General features: G+C 40.3%; 18 protein-coding genes. All 18 read left to right on the plus strand.

Annotated elements, in window-relative coordinates; genetic code table 11:
• Positions 1-2: 2 nt before the first annotated feature.
• The 18 genes from ispG to ABLC00_RS02810 all read left to right on the plus strand — a co-directional run bounded on the left by ispG (position 3) and on the right by ABLC00_RS02810 (position 18109).
• A complete protein-coding gene (ispG, locus tag ABLC00_RS02725; protein ID WP_000572095.1) occupies positions 3-1118 on the plus strand; it encodes a flavodoxin-dependent (E)-4-hydroxy-3-methylbut-2-enyl-diphosphate synthase in 1116 nt (371 codons plus the stop codon).
• Positions 1115-2407, plus strand: a complete 1293-nt coding sequence (gene hisS / locus ABLC00_RS02730; protein WP_017393917.1) for a histidine--tRNA ligase — start codon at positions 1115-1117, stop codon at positions 2405-2407. The genes ispG and hisS overlap by 4 nt, the downstream gene beginning before the upstream one ends.
• A 28-nt stretch (positions 2408-2435) precedes the next feature.
• Positions 2436-3134, plus strand: a complete 699-nt coding sequence (locus ABLC00_RS02735) for a tetratricopeptide repeat protein (RefSeq protein ID WP_002053293.1) — start codon at positions 2436-2438, stop codon at positions 3132-3134.
• Positions 3134-4279: an outer membrane protein assembly factor BamB gene (gene bamB, locus ABLC00_RS02740; RefSeq protein WP_004883298.1), complete on the plus strand. Its 1146-nt coding sequence runs from the start codon at positions 3134-3136 to the stop codon at positions 4277-4279. The genes ABLC00_RS02735 and bamB overlap by 1 nt, the downstream gene beginning before the upstream one ends.
• A 188-nt stretch (positions 4280-4467) precedes the next feature.
• Positions 4468-5877, plus strand: coding sequence for a ribosome biogenesis GTPase Der (gene der, locus ABLC00_RS02745; protein ID WP_002053398.1), 1410 nt, complete (start codon positions 4468-4470; stop codon positions 5875-5877).
• 196 nt (positions 5878-6073) lie between these two features.
• Entirely contained in the window at positions 6074-6688 is a 615-nt protein-coding gene (locus ABLC00_RS02750) for a beta-ketoacyl synthase chain length factor (protein ID WP_348941097.1), read from the plus strand.
• Entirely contained in the window at positions 6673-7476 is an 804-nt protein-coding gene (locus ABLC00_RS02755; RefSeq protein ID WP_080775580.1) for a 1-acyl-sn-glycerol-3-phosphate acyltransferase, read from the plus strand. Before ABLC00_RS02750 ends, ABLC00_RS02755 begins: the two co-directional genes overlap by 16 nt.
• Before the next feature lies 1 nt (position 7477).
• Positions 7478-7738, plus strand: a complete 261-nt coding sequence (locus ABLC00_RS02760; protein ID WP_033846447.1) for a phosphopantetheine-binding protein — start codon at positions 7478-7480, stop codon at positions 7736-7738.
• A 5-nt stretch (positions 7739-7743) separates the two neighbouring features.
• Positions 7744-7998: an acyl carrier protein gene (locus tag ABLC00_RS02765; RefSeq protein WP_170318151.1), complete on the plus strand. Its 255-nt coding sequence runs from the start codon at positions 7744-7746 to the stop codon at positions 7996-7998.
• Complete coding sequence (locus ABLC00_RS02770) at positions 7995-8549, plus strand: septation protein IspZ (RefSeq protein WP_033846449.1); 555 nt, start codon at positions 7995-7997, stop codon at positions 8547-8549. Before ABLC00_RS02765 ends, ABLC00_RS02770 begins: the two co-directional genes overlap by 4 nt.
• 9 nt (positions 8550-8558) lie before the next feature.
• Entirely contained in the window at positions 8559-10217 is a 1659-nt protein-coding gene (locus tag ABLC00_RS02775; protein ID WP_033846450.1) for an AMP-binding protein, read from the plus strand.
• A 2-nt stretch (positions 10218-10219) separates the two neighbouring features.
• A complete protein-coding gene (locus tag ABLC00_RS02780) occupies positions 10220-10960 on the plus strand; it encodes a glycosyltransferase family 2 protein (RefSeq protein WP_033846451.1) in 741 nt (246 codons plus the stop codon).
• A gap of 2 nt (positions 10961-10962) precedes the next feature.
• Positions 10963-11889 (plus strand): acyltransferase, encoded by a 927-nt coding sequence (locus ABLC00_RS02785; RefSeq protein WP_033846452.1) that lies wholly within the window; start codon positions 10963-10965, stop codon positions 11887-11889.
• A gap of 1 nt (position 11890) precedes the next feature.
• Positions 11891-13426, plus strand: coding sequence for a histidine ammonia-lyase (gene hutH / locus ABLC00_RS02790; protein WP_033846453.1), 1536 nt, complete (start codon positions 11891-11893; stop codon positions 13424-13426).
• A gap of 9 nt (positions 13427-13435) precedes the next feature.
• Positions 13436-13864, plus strand: a complete 429-nt coding sequence (locus ABLC00_RS02795; protein ID WP_033846454.1) for a thioesterase family protein — start codon at positions 13436-13438, stop codon at positions 13862-13864.
• Positions 13864-14493 (plus strand): outer membrane lipoprotein carrier protein LolA, encoded by a 630-nt coding sequence (locus tag ABLC00_RS02800; RefSeq protein WP_033846455.1) that lies wholly within the window; start codon positions 13864-13866, stop codon positions 14491-14493. Before ABLC00_RS02795 ends, ABLC00_RS02800 begins: the two co-directional genes overlap by 1 nt.
• On the plus strand, positions 14468-16783 hold the full coding sequence (locus tag ABLC00_RS02805) for an MMPL family transporter (RefSeq protein ID WP_033846456.1): 2316 nt from the start codon (positions 14468-14470) through the stop codon (positions 16781-16783). The genes ABLC00_RS02800 and ABLC00_RS02805 overlap by 26 nt, the downstream gene beginning before the upstream one ends.
• Before the next feature lie 30 nt (positions 16784-16813).
• Positions 16814-18109, plus strand: coding sequence for an NAD(P)/FAD-dependent oxidoreductase (locus tag ABLC00_RS02810; RefSeq protein WP_033846457.1), 1296 nt, complete (start codon positions 16814-16816; stop codon positions 18107-18109).
• Position 18110: the final 1 nt, after the last annotated feature.

Consider the following 18110-nt stretch of genomic DNA (forward strand, 5'->3'; position numbering starts at 1 on the left):
CAATGATAGAGAACCCAATTAAACGTCGACCAACACGTAAAATCCGTGTTGGTTCGGTCTATGTCGGTGGCGATGCACCTATTAGCGTGCAAAGTATGACAAATACCGAAACTTGCGATGTCGATGCAACTGTTGCTCAGATTGAGCGTTGTGTTGACGCAGGTGCAGATATTATGCGTGTTTCAGTTCCTTCTATGGAAGCAGCTGAAGCCTTTGGTGCGATCCGCAAACGTGTTTCAGTTCCATTAGTGGCTGATATTCACTTTGACCATAGAATTGCCTTGGCAGTTGCAGACTATGGTGCAGACTGTTTGCGTATTAACCCGGGTAACATCGGTTCAGATCAAAAAGTTCGTGAAGTTGTTGCTGCTGCACGCCATCACGGTATTTCTATGCGTATTGGTGTGAATGCGGGTTCTCTAGAAAAAGATTTACAGAAAAAATATGGTGAGCCAACAGGGCAGGCACTGCTTGAGTCAGCTTTACGTCATATCGATATTTTAGACCGTCTAGATTTCCATGAGTTTAAAGTCAGCGTAAAAGCATCAAATGTGTTTTTAACCATGGATGCTTATCGTTTGCTTTCTCAGCAAATCGACAATCCATTGCACCTTGGTGTGACTGAAGCTGGTATTTACCGTACAGGTACTGTGAAATCAGCGATTGCTCTTGGTGGATTATTGATGGAAGGTATTGGCGATACCATGCGTATTTCGCTTGCTGCTGAACCAGAAGATGAAATCAAGATCGGTTTTGACATCTTGAAATCGCTTGGCCTACGTTCTAACGGTATTAACTTTATTGCTTGTCCAAGTTGTTCTCGCCAAGAATTTAACGTGATTCAGGTGATGCAAGCCTTAGAAGAGCGCCTAGAAGATATACGTACGCCAATGGATGTTTCAGTTATTGGTTGTAAGGTAAATGGCCCAGGTGAAGCAAAAGAAGCAGATATCGGGGTTGTTGGGGCTGCGCCTCGTTCACTGGTTTATCGTAATGGTGAGAAAAGCCATTTAATTGATACCAATCAATTGGTTGATGAAATCGAAACTATGGTTCGTCAACGTGTTCAAGAGCTTGAAGAAGCTAAATCTAAAGAAATTATTCGTAGTTCATCATGAGTTCAATTGTCGCAATCAAAGGTTTTAATGACGTTTTACCAACGCAAACAGCAGCGTGGAGACGTCTCGAGCAGCATTTAGCATCGTTAATGGATGCTTATGGTTACCAACAAATTCGTTTGCCGATCGTTGAACAAACGGGACTGTTTAAACGTGCTATTGGTGATGCGACCGATATCGTAGAAAAAGAAATGTACACCTTCTTCGATAAAGGAAACCCACCTGAGTCACTGACTTTACGTCCGGAAGGAACAGCGGGCTGTGTTCGCGCGTTGGTTGAACATAACTTGTTGCGTGGTGCTACGCCACGTGTGTGGTATATGGGACCTATGTTCCGTTATGAAAAACCACAAAAAGGCCGTTACCGCCAGTTCCATCAGTTTGGTGTGGAAACTTTTGGTGTGGCAACTCCTGATATTGAAGCTGAAGTTATCTTAATGACAGCTCGGTTATGGAAGCGTATGGGCGTTGCGCATATGGTTCAACTTGAGCTGAATACTTTAGGTGAAAAAGATGAACGTACAGAATATCGTAATGCTTTGGTTGCCTTCTTAAATGAACATAAAGATGCTTTGGATGAAGATTCACAGCGCCGTTTAACAACAAACCCATTACGTATTTTAGATTCTAAAATTGAATCGACTCAGAAAATTTTGGAAAATGCGCCGAAATTAAATGACTTTTTAAAAGAAGACAGTCTAAACCACTTCCAGCAATTACAAGATTATTTGACTGCTGCTGGCGTTAAATTTGTAATTAATCAAAAACTGGTTCGTGGTTTAGATTACTACAATAAAACTGTTTTTGAATGGACAACAACAGCACTTGGGTCGCAAGGTACAGTGTGTGGTGGCGGTCGCTATGATGGCTTGGTTGGTCAGCTAAAAGGTAAGGCAGACCAATCTGTACCCGCTGTTGGCTTCGGTATGGGGATGGAGCGTTTATTGCTTCTGATTGAGCAAGTTGAAAAAGCTGAAATTGTACGTGATTGTGAAGTTTTCTTGGTAGCAGAGCCAGCTTATCAAGCTAAAGCATTAGTTTTGGCAGAACAATTACGTGATCAGTTAGAAGCTGCGAATAGTAATATTCGTATTAAAACAGGTTCACAGGGTAGCATGAAGAGTCAGATGAAAAAGGCTGATCAGGCTGGGGCCGTTTACGCCATGATTTTGGGTGAACGTGAATGGGAAGCACAGCAGCTTGCTATCAAAGAGTTGGCAACAGCTGAGCAGACACAAGTTGCACTAGCTGAACTCGTACCATTCTTAATTGAAAAATTTACAAAATAAACTGAAACATCTGGAAAAGGACAATCACATGAGCTTAAGTGATGAAGAACAATTCGACAGCTTAAAGTCGTTCGCCAAAAAATATGGTTCTGCCATGATTAGCGGGATTCTCATTGCATTGATTGCCTTTTTCGGGTGGGAATATTGGCAAAAAAGAAACCTTGCAACAAGTCAGACAGAAACTGCAAAAGTACAGCAGTTAATGGATGAAGCAAATGCAACAGCCGATAATCCAAATGCTTTAGCTTCAATAACAGCATCGGCAGATAAACTTGTAAAAGACGATATTGATTCAGTTCAGGCGATACAAACTCAATTTGTATTAGCAAAGCTTGCATATGAAAAACAAGATTATGCTGCTGCTGAAAAAGCTTTGAAAAAAGTTGAAAACTCAAAAGTAAAAGATGAAGGACTGATTCAGGTTGTAAAATTGCGTTTAGCAGATGCACAATTAGCGCAAAACAAATATGATGAAGCTCTAAAAACCCTGTCTGGTAATGTCGATCCGGCATTTAAAGCAACAGTAGAAGAGTTACGTGGTGATATCTTTGTTGCTAAGAAAGATATTGATTCTGCTAAAAAAGCATATCAAGCTGCATGGGATTCGTTACTGGAACGTAAACAAGAGCGACAAATTTTACAAATTAAACTCGAAAGTGTTGGCGTTTTAGTTGAAGATCCACAGATTGAGCGCCCAATTTTGGAAACACAGGTGGAAGAGTCTTAATGAATCAGAAATTCAAACTGCCTTTGGCAATTGCAATCGCATCAGCTGTACTGGTGGGATGTTCTAGCAACAAAGTAAAAGAAGCAAAACCAAATCCACTACCGAAATTGACTGAGTCGAAAAAGGCTCTAGTACCGGTGTTTTCGCGCAGTGTTTCTTCTACGAATAAGGCAGATCCATTACGTTTACAACTTGACGCTAGTGATGGTGTTGTTTTTACGCTTGACCCTAAGGGTGAAGTTGCTGCATATCGTGGCAAACAACGTCTTTGGGAGAAAAAAGTCAGTAAATTGGGCTTAAGCTCTGGTGTTGAAGCTGCTGAAGGTATTGTTGTTGTAGGTAACAGCAAAGGTCAATTATTTGCTTTAGATCAAGCGACAGGTGAACAAAAATGGACTGCACAATTATCTGGTGCATTATTAAGTCCTTCTTTAGTTCAATCTGGACGTGTGATTACGATTGCAAACGACGGTACCGTATTTGCACATGATGCGTCATCAGGACAACAAGTTTGGGCATACAAATTGCCAAACGTTCAGTTCAGTTTACGCGGTCAACCATCACCGGTAAGTCTTGACCCACGTACTGTTTTAATTGCTTCTGCAAATGCATATGTTTATGCAATTGATACGATTAGTGGTATCCCACGTTTCCAACGTCGTGTTGCGGTAAGTGAAGGTCGTTCTGATATTCAACGTCTAATTGATATTGATGGTGATCCGGTTGTTGCAGGCCAACTCATGGTTACAACCAGCTTCCAAGGTCAAGTCACAGTGACTGATTTGGCTTCTCAACGTGTAGTTTGGAGTGAAGATTCAAGCAGCACCAAGCGTCCAGAAGTTTATGACAATAAAGTATTTGTTTCATCAACTGATGGCAAGTTGACTGCTTATGATTTATCTACAGGCGAAAAGCTTTGGGAAAATGATAGCTTGTTGAATCGTCATTTAAGTAACCCTGTTGTGTTGGGATCGGACCTTATTGTTGGCGATTTGGATGGTGTTTTACACCTGATCGACCCAGCAACTGGTAAATTGGTAGGTCGTTCTAAAACAAGTGGTGAGGTTAATACTTTACGTGTTATTGAGAATCAACTCTACGTTTCGACCCGAAAAGGCGATTTAAGTATTTGGCAGAATCGTTAATTTTGTTCGCTTGTGCTAAAATAGCCGCTTAACAAATTACGCTGTTAAAAAATATCGGGGTGTTTGAATTAAATCAGTTCAAAGCCCCGTCTTTTATTATGGTCATATCTGACCTTAAAATATATCTCCTGTACTGTTTCTAATGCTCATGCCATGAGATATGGCTGGTCTTGAATTAAGGTTATTGTATGAAACCCGTTATTGCGCTCATTGGTCGTCCGAATGTCGGAAAATCAACGTTATTTAACCAGATTACCAAGAGTCGTGATGCACTTGTAGCCGACTTCGCGGGTCTGACTCGTGACCGTAAATATGGTGATGCGACTTATCAAAATAAGTCTTTCATTGTTGTTGATACGGGTGGTATCGGTGAAAGTGAAGGCGGTATCGATAACTACATGGCCGAGCAGTCAAAAACAGCCATCAACGAAGCAGATATTATTATTTTTGTGGTTGATGCGCGTGCCGGATTGTTAGCTTCTGATGAGCAAATTGCTCGTGAACTCCGTACGTTAGGCAAGAAAATTTATCTTGTTGCGAACAAGGTAGACGGTGTACATGCTGAAGCCGCTTTAGTTGAGTTCTATAAACTTGGTATGGGTGAACCATTACAAGTTGCAGCGAGTCATGGTCGTGGCGTTCAACAAATGCTTGAAGATGTACTTCAAGATGTTCCTGAAGATGAAAACCCAGAAGAGCATGATAAAGATACTGGCTTACGTTTAGCCATTATTGGTCGTCCAAACGTGGGTAAATCAACGTTGGTAAACCGCTTACTTGGTGAAGACCGTGTAGTGGCATTTGACCAACCGGGTACAACTCGTGATTCTATTTACATTCCTTTTGAACGTGAAGGCCGTAAATACACTTTAATTGATACAGCGGGTGTACGTCGTAAAGGTAAAGTTGATGAAATGATTGAGAAGTTCTCAATTGTGAAAACTTTACAGGCAATGAAAGATGCTCACGTTGTGGTTGTTGTGGTCGATGCTCGTGAAGGTATTGTTGAGCAAGACTTACATTTAATTGGCTATGCGCTTGAAGCTGGTCGTGCCATGGTGATCGCCATTAACAAATGGGACAACATGAGCGAGTACGACCGTAAACAATGTAAGCTTGACGTTGAACGTCGTTTTGACTTCATTCCTTGGGCAAAAATTCATTTAATTTCTGCACTGCATGGAACAGGGGTGGGCGAATTATATCCTTCTATCCACCGTGCTTATGAGTCTGCAAATTTAAAAGTTTCACCAGCAAAATTAACTCAAATTTTGAGTGATGCGACAGAAGCTCACCAACCGCCAATGATTAGTGGTCGCCGTATCAAAATGCGTTATGCGCATATGGGTGGACAAAACCCACCGACTATTGTGATTCATGGTAACAAGGTTGATAAGACACCTGCGGACTACCGTCGTTACTTAGAAAACGTGTTCCGTAAAGTGTATAAACTTGAAGGTACGCCAGTTCGTATTGACTTTAAAACTTCTGAAAACCCGTTTGAAGGTCGTAAGAGTCAAGTTGATGAACGTACAGCTGCGCGCCGTCGTCGTTATATTCAGAAATTCAAAAAAGCGGAAAAGAAATTTAATCGTTAATCTGTATAAATGTAAAAAAGCCCAAAGTATTCTTTGGGCTTTTTTTACAAAGAATTAAGACAGAACAAAGATTTATGAAAAAGTGTGATTGATAAACGTAATTTTTTGTAAATTTCATAACGAATGCTATAATCCATTTTTTTATAAAATAATCTATATTCCGAAAGAATAATGCTGCTTAAGGTTCTTTTTTAGCATGGTAACATTACATCTTGCTCAGTTAACGCTTACACATGCCCAACCTTCTTACGCGGCACTTGAGTGTATTCCCGCCATGCAAAGAAGGCGTCTGTCACCCTTGGCTAAATTAGCGCTCAATAGTGCAATTAGTACTTTAGATGGACAGGGTGTTGATTATATTGTTTGGGTATCACGTTATGGTGATGAAGCCAAAACTTTGGGAATATTACAAGATGTTCTGCAAGGCCAAACACCATCACCTACGCAGTTCTCTACCTCAGTTCACAATGCTATTTCTGGTATGTATTCTATTTTATGTCAGGATGACACTCCATCTACCAGTCTAAGTTGTTCATGGACTGAAGGATTAATAGAAGCTTACGCTGCATTAAAAGCTTTACCACGTATTCAGCGGGTTTTAGTCGTAGCCTACGATGAACCCTTACCAAACATTTATAGCGAGACTATTGATTTTCCTGCCTATGCAATGGCTGCTTTAGTAAGTCTGGATCAGCCTAATTTGCAATTTACTGAATGGTCACCTACAGATGAATTAGACGGTCTGACATTTTCTCGTTTTTGGCAAAGTGCTGATCTTTCTATGTCTGAATATGGGTGGAAAAAATGCTAAACCTTAAAAAGTTAAAGCAAAAAAGTAATTATTGTTGGCGGGTAGCTGCTACAGGTTTTAGCTTTGCGAGTTTTGGTGTAGGGGGGATGGCAATCGCGGCAGTCATTGCACCTGCATTGAAAGTGACCACATCCGATCCGGAAAAACGTCAACAATATGCACAAAGTATAATTAAACATAGCTTTAAAGGCTTTACTGAAATGATGGTTAAGCTTGGCATTATGACTTATTCGGTAGAAGGCTTGGAAAAATTAGAAAATAGTCGCCAAGAACTTGTGATTGCCAACCATCCGACTTTGATTGATGTTGTAGTACTAATTGGTATGATGCAGCAGGCTAATTGTGTGGTGAAGGAGTCTCTTTGGAGCAATCCATTTACCAAAGGACCAGTACAAAGTGCAGGTTATATTTTAAATGCAGGCTCTAAGCAATTTGTCGAGGATTGTGTTTCTCGGCTAAAAGAGGATAATGCCGCTTCTCTTTTGATCTTTCCGGAAGGTACTCGGACTGAAAAAGGAGTGATCCTTAATGAGTTTCAGCGAGGGGCCGCAAATATTGCCATTCGTGCAAATGTGCCAATTCGCCCAGTAGTGATTACATGTGCTCCATCTACATTAACCAAAAATGAAAAATGGTATCACGTACCATCTCGGCCGTTTCATATAGAAGTGAAGGTACTAGATGCAGTGTATGTAAAAGATCTATTAGAAGATTTAACGGTAGGACCTAAACAAGTTCGTGAGTTAAGTCGTAGTTTTTACAAAATTTTTGATGAAGAGTTATCTTGAAATGAGCAATCTTGCTGATGAACTAAAGCAAATGATTATTGATGTTTTAGCACTAGAAGATATTACTATTGCCGATATTAATACAGAAGCTCCATTATTTGGAGAAGGTTTAGGATTAGACTCGATTGATGCCCTTGAGTTAGGACTTGCTTTGAAAAAACGTTACAACATCCATTTAAGTGCAGAATCGGATGAGACCAAACAGCACTTTAAATCAGTTCAAAGTTTGGTTGCGTTGGTCGAAGCGCAGCAGCAAGCATAAGGAGTGTGATGATGTTATCTCAAGAACAAGTACTGGCAAAGCTCCGTGAATGGATGGAAGATTTATTTGAAATCGAACCTGAGTCTGTACAGTTAGATTCAAACTTATATTCAGATCTAGATGTAGACAGTATTGATGCAGTTGATTTGGTAGTGAAGATTAAAGAGCTAACAGGTAAACAAGTAAAACCTGAAGACTTTAAAAATGTAAGAACTGTGTTAGATGTGGTGACTGTTATTCAGAACATGACTGCTGAATGAAAATGTTAATTAAAGGGATAATTACAGCACTTTTCGTGCTGTATCCCTTTATTGTGGGCTGGAGTTTATCGCACGGACAATTTGTCTGGGTAAGTGCATTGCTTATAGGGCTGGGTGTTTTACGTTTATTTAGTAAAGGTAATCACCTTTTATGGCCTTTAACCAGCCTCGCTATTGTTTGTGGTGGCTTAAGCTTACTACTACAGGATCATGCATGGTTAAAGCTGTATCCGGTTGGGATGAGTTTAGGCGCTTTAGGTATTTTTGCATTCACCTTATTAAAACCTCCTTCTATGATTGAGCGTTTTGCTCGGTTGGTTGAACCTGATTTACCACCATCAGGAGTTCATTGGACTAGGCAGGTCACTAAGGTCTGGTGTGTTTTCTTTTTATGTAATGCATTAATTGCATTCATTACGGTTTTTTTTACTTCGACTCAAATTTGGGTCATTTATAATGGCTTTATTTCTTATGTGCTGATGGGTATGTTATTCCTTGGCGAATTTATTTTGCGTAAAAGGCATCAGCGTTTACATTCTTCAAATCACTAATTCAAAATTATGCAGTGTCATTTTCAGAAATTCATCGATTCGGTTCAGCCACTTTGCTTAGACAGTGCTCTGCATTCAACTAGCTTTAATCATTTTTGGCAAGATGTGGCTTTACAAGCTGGTGCAATTGCTCAATTAGAAAATTTAACTTGGGCTTTATGGGAAACAGATAGTTACGAATTTTTGGTTTTATTATTTGCTGCATTATTGGCTAAAAAGCAGGTGCTGTTACCGCCAAATCGAGTACGTGAATTAGAACAGGACTTTGCAGCACAGCATATTTATTTTTTAAAACGTCAAAGTGTTGAAACAGTTGTTCCCTTATCTTTAACGTTGGATGATGACTTTTTAGAGCAGACACAACTCTATTTTTATACCTCTGGTTCAACAGGGCAGCCTAAAAAAATCCCAAGAACCCTAAAACAATTACTCAATGAGGTACAAGGCTTAAGCCAAAGTTTTGTTTTTGAAAATAATGCTATAGCTATTGCAACGGTGAGTCACCAACATATTTATGGATTACTGTTTAAGCTACTTTTACCTCTTGCAACAGGGCGTTGTTTTTATATACCGCAAGTTGCTTATCCAGAAGATGTCGTACAAGTTCAAAAACAATTAAAAACACTGGGTTTAAGTAATTATTTGATTTCAAGCCCAGCTTTATTAAAACGCTGGACAACTGATGTGGTTTTAGAACAATGCCAGATGGTGTTTAGTTCTGGTGGCAAACTAGAAAGTGGCGTTCGTCCTTTAGTCAATTGCTTAATTATTGAAGTTTTGGGAAGTTCGGAAACGGGCGGCATTGCCCATCGTGCTAAAGATGATGACGTATGGACGCCTTTTGCCAATGTGGCTATTCGTATTGAAGACCATCAGCTCATGGTCAAAAGTAATCATGCTTATGAAGATGATTGGATTACCACAGGTGATCGTGCTGAATGGGCAGATCACATGTGTAAGAGCTTTCAGCTTTTAGGACGCACCGACCGAATTATTAAGCTTGAAGAAAAGCGTTTGAGTCTAGATGCGATTGAACAAAGTATTCAAGCCTTAGACGAAGTCAAACAGTGTCATGTACTGGTGTTTGAGCATGAGCATCGTCAAATGCTGGGTTGCATTGTGGTTTTGACAGAGCAGGCTCGTGAGCAGTTGAAAAAGCAGAGTAAAGCAGTCTTTGTTGGCCATTTAAAACAACAATTGAAAGATCATTTAGAAACCTTAGCAATTCCACGTCAATGGCGTTTTTTAAGTCAGCTACCGCAAAATACACAATCTAAACTCGATAAAGTTTATTTGAAAACGCTATTCAAGCCGATGTTGCAACCTGTTGTGCTATCACAGAGCCAAAGTGCAGATGACTATATTTTTAGTCTTGAGTTTCCACCTGAGTTAGCATGTTTTAAAGGCCACTTTCCAAACCAGCCTATTTATCCAGGAGTGGGGCAAATAGGTTTTTTACAACATTTTGCTAAATCAATTTGGTCCGATTTAAATTGGTGCCAAGGGTATGAGCAGTTAAAATTCCAAAATCTCATTTGTCCTTATGCTGTTGAGCAACTCAAGCTTTCTCGAAAAGAGCATAAGGTGAGTTTTGAATTACGTGATTCAGAACAGATTCTAGCTTCAGGACGACTATTATTTGCTTTGCAAACGGAAGTAGAGGGTTAAAAATGCAGACCAACTATGGCTTTGTTATTCCAGTCTATAATCATCCACATTTCTTAGCAGACTTGATTGCTAGTTTGGATGGTTTTCATCTGCCGATTGTGTTGGTAAATGACGGAAGTGATGATGCGTGTAGCCAAATTTTAAGAGACTTGGCAGAGCAATATCCTCAAATTCATTTAATTGAGCATGAGGTAAATAAAGGGAAAGGCCAAGCTGTAATAACTGGATTACGCGCAGCACGTGAGCTTGGTTTAAGTCATGCCTTACAACTCGATGCCGATGGTCAGCACTGCTGGGATGACATTCCAAAATTTCTGGAACAGTCTGGGCAGCATCCAGATGCGATGGTGATTGGTCAACCGTATTTCGATGCCTCTATTCCCAAAAAGCGCCTATATGGTCGTTACATTACCCACTTTTGGGTGTGGTTAAATAGTTTATCGTTTGAGATTAAAGACAGTATGTGTGGGTTCCGAGTGTATCCACTTGAGAGCACTATTAATGTATTGAATAGCGCTAAATTCCAACCACGTATGGGTTTTGATAGTGAAATTTTAGTGCGTTTAAAATGGGAAAATACCCCTTTTATTAATGTCCCGACGCCAGTGGTTTATCCAGAGCAGGGGATTTCCCATTTTCATGCTTGGCGAGACAACTTAGGTCTAAGTAAGGCACATGCAACTCTATTTATGGGGATGCTGATTCGTTTGCCAAAACTGTTAAAACATAAGCTGCAAGGTTAACCATGACACAGTCAGCTTCTCCAAAATGGAATGATATTAAAGAGCGTGGTGGCATGTTGCCATTAATGTTAATGCTTTGGTTTTATCGTTTTGGTGGACGCTGGTTATGTAAATTGGTGCTGTACTTTGTGATTATGTGGTATTGGTTATTTGCAGTTGCAGCAAGACAAGCTTCATTACTTTACTTACGAAAATTACATCGTTTTGCGGGAGCCAAATCTCCATTTACACATGAGCCAACTTTGGGAAATAGCTACACTCACTTTATGCAGTTCGGCGAATGTATTTTAGATAAAATTGAAGGCTGGTTAGGCAATATTCCAGAGCAAAAACTAGAAATCTTTGGACATGAGTATTTTCATCAGCACTACCAAAAGGGCGCTCTAATTGTTGTCTCGCATTTTGGTAATATTGAGTTGCTTCGCGCAATAAAATCAGACCATCCACAGAAAATTAATGTGTTGGTTTATCAAAAACATGCAACGAAATTTAATGATTTTCTCAAAAAAATAAATGATAAAGCAGATGTTTGTCTTTTATCGGTCGATGAGCTCGGTATTGAAACGGCTATGTTGCTACAAGATAAAATGCAACAAGGTGAGTGGGTCATTGTCGCGGCAGACCGAGTGCCTGTGCAGTCAGACCGAGTACAACAGCTAGAGTTTTTAGGTGAAACTGCTGCATTTCCACAAGGCGCATGGATTTTGGCAAATTTGCTTAAAATGCCAGTCATAGCCGTATTTTGTTATCGCATGCAGCAACAATTTCAAGTGCATATCCATCTCATTTCAGAGCAGGTAGATTTACCGCGTGCTCATCGTATTGAAAGTATGCAAAGTGTGACCCGAACCTATGTAAATGTATTAGAGCAGCATTGCATGCGAGCTCCTTATCAATGGTTTAATTTTTATAATTTTTGGACGAAATAACATGCGTGTGTTAACCGTAGGGGAACAACCACTTTGCATTGAAGATGTTGTTGCTGTAGCCAGAGGCGAATGTCAGGTTGCTTTACCTGCGTCTTCTGAATGGCGTGAACTGATTCAAAAAGGAGCTGATTTTCTCGATCAGTTGCTTGAAGAAGAAGGGGTAATCTATGGAGTAACGACGGGTTACGGTGACTCATGTTTAGTTGAAGTTCCATTGCATCAGGTCAATGAATTACCGCTGCATCTTTCTCGTTTTCATGGCTGTGGTTTAGGTGAAAACCTTGATGTAATCACCGCACGTGCAGTCGTTGTTACTCGTTTATGTTCATTGGCACGTGGTTATTCAGGTGTGTCGATTGCTTTGCTGGAACGCTTGGTTTGGTTACTTAATGAAAATGTGATTCCGGTTATTCCCTCTGAAGGTTCGGTGGGGGCAAGCGGTGATTTAACACCATTATCTTATATTGCGGGAACTTTAGTTGGTGAGCGTGATGTTTATGTCGATGGACGAATTGTTCCGGTTGCTCAAGTATATGCCGAAAAAGAGTTACAGCCTTTAACACTTAGACCGAAAGAGGGCTTGGCCCTTATGAATGGTACTGCGGTGATGACGGCAATTGCATGTTTAAATTATAAAAAAGCTGAGCAGATTGCTCTTGCAAGTACTTTGATTACTGCGCTGAACGTATTGGCATTAGAAGGTAATCCAAGTCATTTCGATGAAGTTCTGTTTGCACAAAAGCCGCATCCAGGGCAGCAACAGATTGCCAAGCAATTACGTGATTGGCTGAACAGTGAAGTACAAACAGCACACCAGAGCCCACGCCTACAAGATCGTTATTCATTACGCTGTGCGCCGCATATTATTGGTATTTTTGAAGACTCAAAAGTATGGTTACGTCAGTTTATTGAAAATGAATTGAATTCAAGTAACGACAATCCATTGATTGATCCAGTCGGGATGCGTGTATTGCATGGCGGTCATTTTTACGGTGGGCACATTGCACAAGCAATGGACAGCTTAAAAATTATGATTGCCAATATTGCCGACTTGATGGACAGACAAATTGCACAGCTAGTCGATCATAAAATGAATCATGGTTTACCACGTAATTTAACTGGTGCAACGGCTGAACGTTTACCATTGAATCATGGTTTTAAAGCGGTACAAATCGGGGTATCGGCGTGGACGGCGGAAGCTTTGAAAAATACTTTAGCAGCTTCAATTTTTTCACGTTCAACCGAATGTCATAACCAAGACAAAGTTAGCATGGGAACTATCGCTGCACGTGATGCGAGCCGTGTGATTACCCTGACACAGCAAGTAATTGCAGCGCTGTGCTGTGCAAGTGTACAGGCGATTCATTTGAAAGGTTTAACGGAACAATTAAGCCCAACATTACAAGCCTTTATGCAATGGACCTTACAAAGCTTTGCATTTGTCGAAGAAGATCGACCATTACAAACCGAATTACAACAGATTGTTGATCGTTTAGACCAACTTGAATTGTTTAATCAACCAGAATGTATGGGATAAGGTGAGCGAATGCATGCGGATGTAATCATTGAGATTCCATTTCATGATGTTGATACCATGAATGTGGTTTGGCATGGACACTATTTAAAGTATTTTGAAATTGCACGCTGTAAATTGCTTGATCAATTTCATTACAACTATATGCAAATGAAAGAATCTGGTTATGCATGGCCTGTGATAGAAAGTCACGTCCGTTATGCATATGGTATTGAGTTTGAACAAAAGATTCGGGTTCGGGCTATTTTAAAAGAATGGGAAAATCGTTTAAAAATAGACTATTTAATTTTTGATGCCAAGTCTGGAAAGCGTTTAACCAAAGGCTATACCACACAGGTTGCTGTAAATATTGCAAACCGTGAAATGTGCCTTCAGTCACCTCAGGTTTTATTTGAACGTTTAAATGCGTGGTCTGAGTTCCAACCAACGAGGGGAGCATGATGTCTAAATTTGTTAAAACTTTAGGGATAGGTCTCGCAGTATGGATGGGTAGCTTGAGTGCCGTTTATGCGGCCTCGACAGAAGTGACACAGATTTTTCAGCAGTTGGCACAAACGCCGATTGTCCGTGCTGATTTCGAGCAGCAAAAGAAATTACCGTCTTTGAATAAAACTTTTGTATCCAACGGTTCTTTATTATTTGCGAAATCTTATGGTGTGGCATGGCAAATTAAACGTCCGGTACAGGCGGATCTCATTGTTACTCCAACCAAACTGGTACAAAAAACTCAGCGAACATTTAGCCAGATTCAAATTGATCAATCGCCTTATAGTTCTGTTGCAACACTCTTTTTGCAGTTAATGTCAGGCAATGAACAAGCTTTGGCAAAGAATTTTAATGTAGTGAGTGCAAACTATAGTCCAGCGGGCTGGAATATTAGTTTAACGCCAAAAAGTAGCTTATTTAAAAAACTGTTTGTGCGTGTAGATGCTCAAGGTCAACAGTATGTAAACCAAATTGTGATTACTGAAAAAGCCAATAATTTGACCACAATTCGCTTTAGTCACCAGACTTCTAAACCGACGACTTTAATGGCTGCCGAGTATGCGCTTTTCCAATTGGCAAAATAAATTTACTGTACTGTGGCTAATCGCGCTCTTACTCATGGCTGTGGGGTTGGGTATAACGTGGCTTAAAAAAGATATCCATATTCAGACGGATATTTTTGCGTTATTGCCGAAAATGCAGCAGGACCCACAGCTTGCACGTACTCAGCAGTATATGAATGAGCAACTCAATAACAAAGTATTTGTTGTAGTGGATGCTAAAGATGAGTCTGAAATACAACGCGCGACGGAGCTTTTAACGGTACAAGCCAAAAGCAGTGCATTATGGCAACCTTTAAAACCACAGCTTAATTTTGATCAATTTGCAAAGCAGCTCTATCAACATCGGGTAGGTTTGTTAAGCGAGCAAGACCAGCAGTTACTACAAAAACAAGATTATTCGGCACTTAGCGAACAAAGCTTAATGCAAATGATGAGTCCGGGCCTACCTGTGACAGCAGAATCACTTAAGCAAGATCCATTACTCTTGTTTACTCGTTATGCCATGCAATTGGCCAAGCCATCGCAGCAAGATATTGAAATAGAACAAGGCTTTGCGACTATTCATCATGATCAGGGGCTTTCACGGTTATTTGTATTACAGTTAACCCAAAGCCCATACAATATTGATTATCAAGAACAAGTATCGAACTGGATTGATCAGACCAAACAAAAATTAGCTGCAATCGGGCTAAATTCCCATTGGACGGGAACGATCTTATTTACGAATTTTGGAACTCAATCAGCTAAAGAGGAAATTTCGACCATTGGTGTTGGTTCGACATTAGGTCTTATTTTTCTGGTGTGGTTTGGTTTTCGCTCATTACGTCCTATGGCGACAGAATTTATTGCTGTTTCGACCGGAAGCTTTGTTGCATTTGCAGCGACTCACTGGATATTTGGGGAAATCCATCTCATCACTTTAGTATTTGGCGCGAGTCTAATCGGGGTGTGTGTCGATTTTTCTTTTTACTTTATGGCAATGCAATCTCAGCATCGCAAGCTAGGTGGTTTCCAGATTTTATTACCTTTATTGCCTAGCTTATTTATGGGCTTAATGACCACCTTGGTGGCTTATGTCTTTTTGAGTTTTACACCATTTCCCGGGTTTAAACAGATTGCGGTATTTTCAATTGTCGGATTAACTGCGGCTTGGATTAGTAGTGTGCTTTTATTACCAAGACTACCTGCACTTAATGCCCAGCCAGCAATACATGCTTTGTCATGGATTGGACAAACACGACTGTGGTTTCAGCAACGTGCAAAAATACGTTATAGCTTAATCGCGACTATCTTAGTTGCGGGGACAGTTAGTCTTTTCTACCTTAAAACAAACGATGATATTCGTAATTTGCAAGGTATGGATGCGAGCTTAAAGCAGCAAGATCAAACTGTACGTGAACAATTTGGACAACAACAAGGCAGTGATTATTTTGTGGTAAAAGCCACCTCTGCAAATGAAATGCAGCAACAGGAACAACAACTCATTGGACAGTTGCAGCAGTTACAGGCAAAAGGGGAAATTTCTGCGTTTCAAGCTTTGGGACAGTGGATTCCACCGTTGGTTCAACAGCAACATAATGTGCAGCTATTACAAAGTATACCACGCTCGACTTTAGAAGAATATGCACAAAGTATGGGGCTAAATGTGGCTGATGTTTTGCAATGGCAACAGCAGCTAGCGAAACAACCCTTATTGGATTTCGCCGTATTTAAAGATCATCCTTTAGCTTTTTTACAGCTCCAAGCGAATGAGCGCTTGGTTATGGTGACAGGAATAAAACATCCAGAGGTTTTAAAAGGGCTACAGTCTCAATATGTGCATTTTCAGCAACCGATTGCAACAATGTCGCAAATGTTTGCCGAGCATAGGGTACAGGCTCAGCATCTTCTGATTTATGCGTTAATTGGTTTAACACTAGGCTTAGCCGTTATTTATGGACTAAGTTCAATTGTGCCTTTAGTTCTACCTGTAAGTTTGGCGTTATTGAGTACTTTTGCTGTTCAGGCATGGTTAGGTGTAGAAATTAATTTGTTTAGTATTATGGCAACTTTCCTGATTATTGGGATTGGTGTCGACTATGCAATTTTTTATCGACATGGACATGATCATCCACAAGTAGTTGGAATGGCATTATTTTTATGTATGATGTCGACCTTACTTGGCTTTGGTTTACTTTCATTTAGCCATACGTATGCAATTCACTGTTTTGGTTTGACGGTTTTATTTGGGGTTATTTTCTCATTCATCTATGCGACTTTATTCACCCCAGCAGATGAAAAACATATCGTGAATTTACAAGACCATTCATAATTTGAATAAATTAAAAAGGAAAGTTGTGCTATGAGCACTTTAGAAAAAATTGATGTAGTGATTATTGGGGCGGGTCCATCAGGAAGTTCTGCTGCGGCACTTCTGCGCAAAAAAGGCTATAAAGTCGCAGTTTTGGAAAAGCAGTATTTCCCACGGTTTTCAATTGGTGAGTCATTACTACCGCAATCTATGGCGTTTTTAGAAGAAGCTGGTTTACTAGAAACTGTTCGCGAGCATGTCGAGCAATATGCGTTTCAATTTAAAAATGGTGCGGCCTTTTTACGTGGTAAACAACGCAGTTTTTATGACTTTACTGAAAAATTTACGGATGGGCCGGGGACGACTTGGCAGGTTCGCCGTGCCGATTTTGACAATTTACTTGCTAAACAAGCTCAGGCTTATGGGGCAGATCTTCGTTTTGGACATGAAGTTTTAGATGTAGACGTAGCACCAGAACAGCCTATTCTTACGGTATTAGATGAAAAGCAGCAAAGCTATCAAATTCAAACCAAGTTCCTACTTGATGCAAGTGGGTTTGGTCGAATTTTGCCAAAATTGTTAGATTTAGAGAGTCCATCAAACTTTCCGGTACGTCGTGCATTGTTTACTCATATTGAAGATGGAATTACGGATGACCCTGAGTTTGACCGTAATAAAATTTTAATTACTGTACATGAAAAAGACCACCGTGCATGGTATTGGCTAATTCCATTTGCTGATGGCCGAGCTTCTTTTGGTGTAGTGGCTGAACAAGATTTCTTTGACAAATACACAGTTGAAAATGCTGCCGATAATGAGCCAGAGGCAATGTTCAAACGCATTTTAGCTGATGAACCAAGCTTGTCAGAGGTACTACGTCAAGCTAAGTTTGATACACCAGTACGTACTTTGGTGGGCTACTCTGCCAATGTTAAGCATTTGGCAGACCGCAACTATGCACTTTTAGGAAATGCAGGTGAGTTTCTTGATCCAGTGTTTTCATCAGGTGTGACTATCGCGTTAAAATCTTCCAGCTTGGCGGTTCCTTTTGTTGAGCGTGTTTTGCAAGGTGAACAGGTAGACTGGTTGCAAGAATATGAAAAACCGCTGCGCCGTGGTATTCAGGTGTTTCGTGCCTATGTTGAGTCATGGTATGAAGGTGAATTTCAGGACGTCGTTTTTTCACAAAATCAGAATGATGGCATTCGCCTTATGATTTCTTCATTACTGGCGGGTTATGCATGGGACGAAAAAAACCCAATTCATAAAAATGCCAAACGTAGACTTAGCACCCTAGCAGAATACTGTCGTGAAGGCTTAATGCAAGAACAGGTATTAGAGGTATAAG

Origin of the sequence: Acinetobacter nosocomialis (assembly GCF_041021905.1) — a bacterium.
GTDB classification, from domain to species: Bacteria; Pseudomonadota; Gammaproteobacteria; order Pseudomonadales; family Moraxellaceae; genus Acinetobacter; species Acinetobacter nosocomialis.

Bases quoted from the DNA above. Each gene is read 5' to 3' on its own strand.
- ispG (WP_000572095.1), top strand. From the start codon at position 3: ATGATAGAGAACCCAATTAAACGTCGACCAACACGTAAAATCCGTGTT.
- hisS (WP_017393917.1), top strand. From the start codon at position 1,115: ATGAGTTCAATTGTCGCAATCAAAGGTTTTAATGACGTTTTACCAACG.
- ABLC00_RS02735 (WP_002053293.1), top strand. From the start codon at position 2,436: ATGAGCTTAAGTGATGAAGAACAATTCGACAGCTTAAAGTCGTTCGCC.
- bamB (WP_004883298.1), top strand. From the start codon at position 3,134: ATGAATCAGAAATTCAAACTGCCTTTGGCAATTGCAATCGCATCAGCT.
- der (WP_002053398.1), top strand. From the start codon at position 4,468: ATGAAACCCGTTATTGCGCTCATTGGTCGTCCGAATGTCGGAAAATCA.
- ABLC00_RS02750 (WP_348941097.1), top strand. From the start codon at position 6,074: ATGGTAACATTACATCTTGCTCAGTTAACGCTTACACATGCCCAACCT.
- ABLC00_RS02760 (WP_033846447.1), top strand. From the start codon at position 7,478: ATGAGCAATCTTGCTGATGAACTAAAGCAAATGATTATTGATGTTTTA.
- ABLC00_RS02770 (WP_033846449.1), top strand. From the start codon at position 7,995: ATGAAAATGTTAATTAAAGGGATAATTACAGCACTTTTCGTGCTGTAT.
- ABLC00_RS02775 (WP_033846450.1), top strand. From the start codon at position 8,559: ATGCAGTGTCATTTTCAGAAATTCATCGATTCGGTTCAGCCACTTTGC.
- ABLC00_RS02780 (WP_033846451.1), top strand. From the start codon at position 10,220: ATGCAGACCAACTATGGCTTTGTTATTCCAGTCTATAATCATCCACAT.
- ABLC00_RS02785 (WP_033846452.1), top strand. From the start codon at position 10,963: ATGACACAGTCAGCTTCTCCAAAATGGAATGATATTAAAGAGCGTGGT.
- hutH (WP_033846453.1), top strand. From the start codon at position 11,891: ATGCGTGTGTTAACCGTAGGGGAACAACCACTTTGCATTGAAGATGTT.
- ABLC00_RS02795 (WP_033846454.1), top strand. From the start codon at position 13,436: ATGCATGCGGATGTAATCATTGAGATTCCATTTCATGATGTTGATACC.
- ABLC00_RS02800 (WP_033846455.1), top strand. From the start codon at position 13,864: ATGTCTAAATTTGTTAAAACTTTAGGGATAGGTCTCGCAGTATGGATG.
- ABLC00_RS02805 (WP_033846456.1), top strand. From the start codon at position 14,468: ATGCGCTTTTCCAATTGGCAAAATAAATTTACTGTACTGTGGCTAATC.
- ABLC00_RS02810 (WP_033846457.1), top strand. From the start codon at position 16,814: ATGAGCACTTTAGAAAAAATTGATGTAGTGATTATTGGGGCGGGTCCA.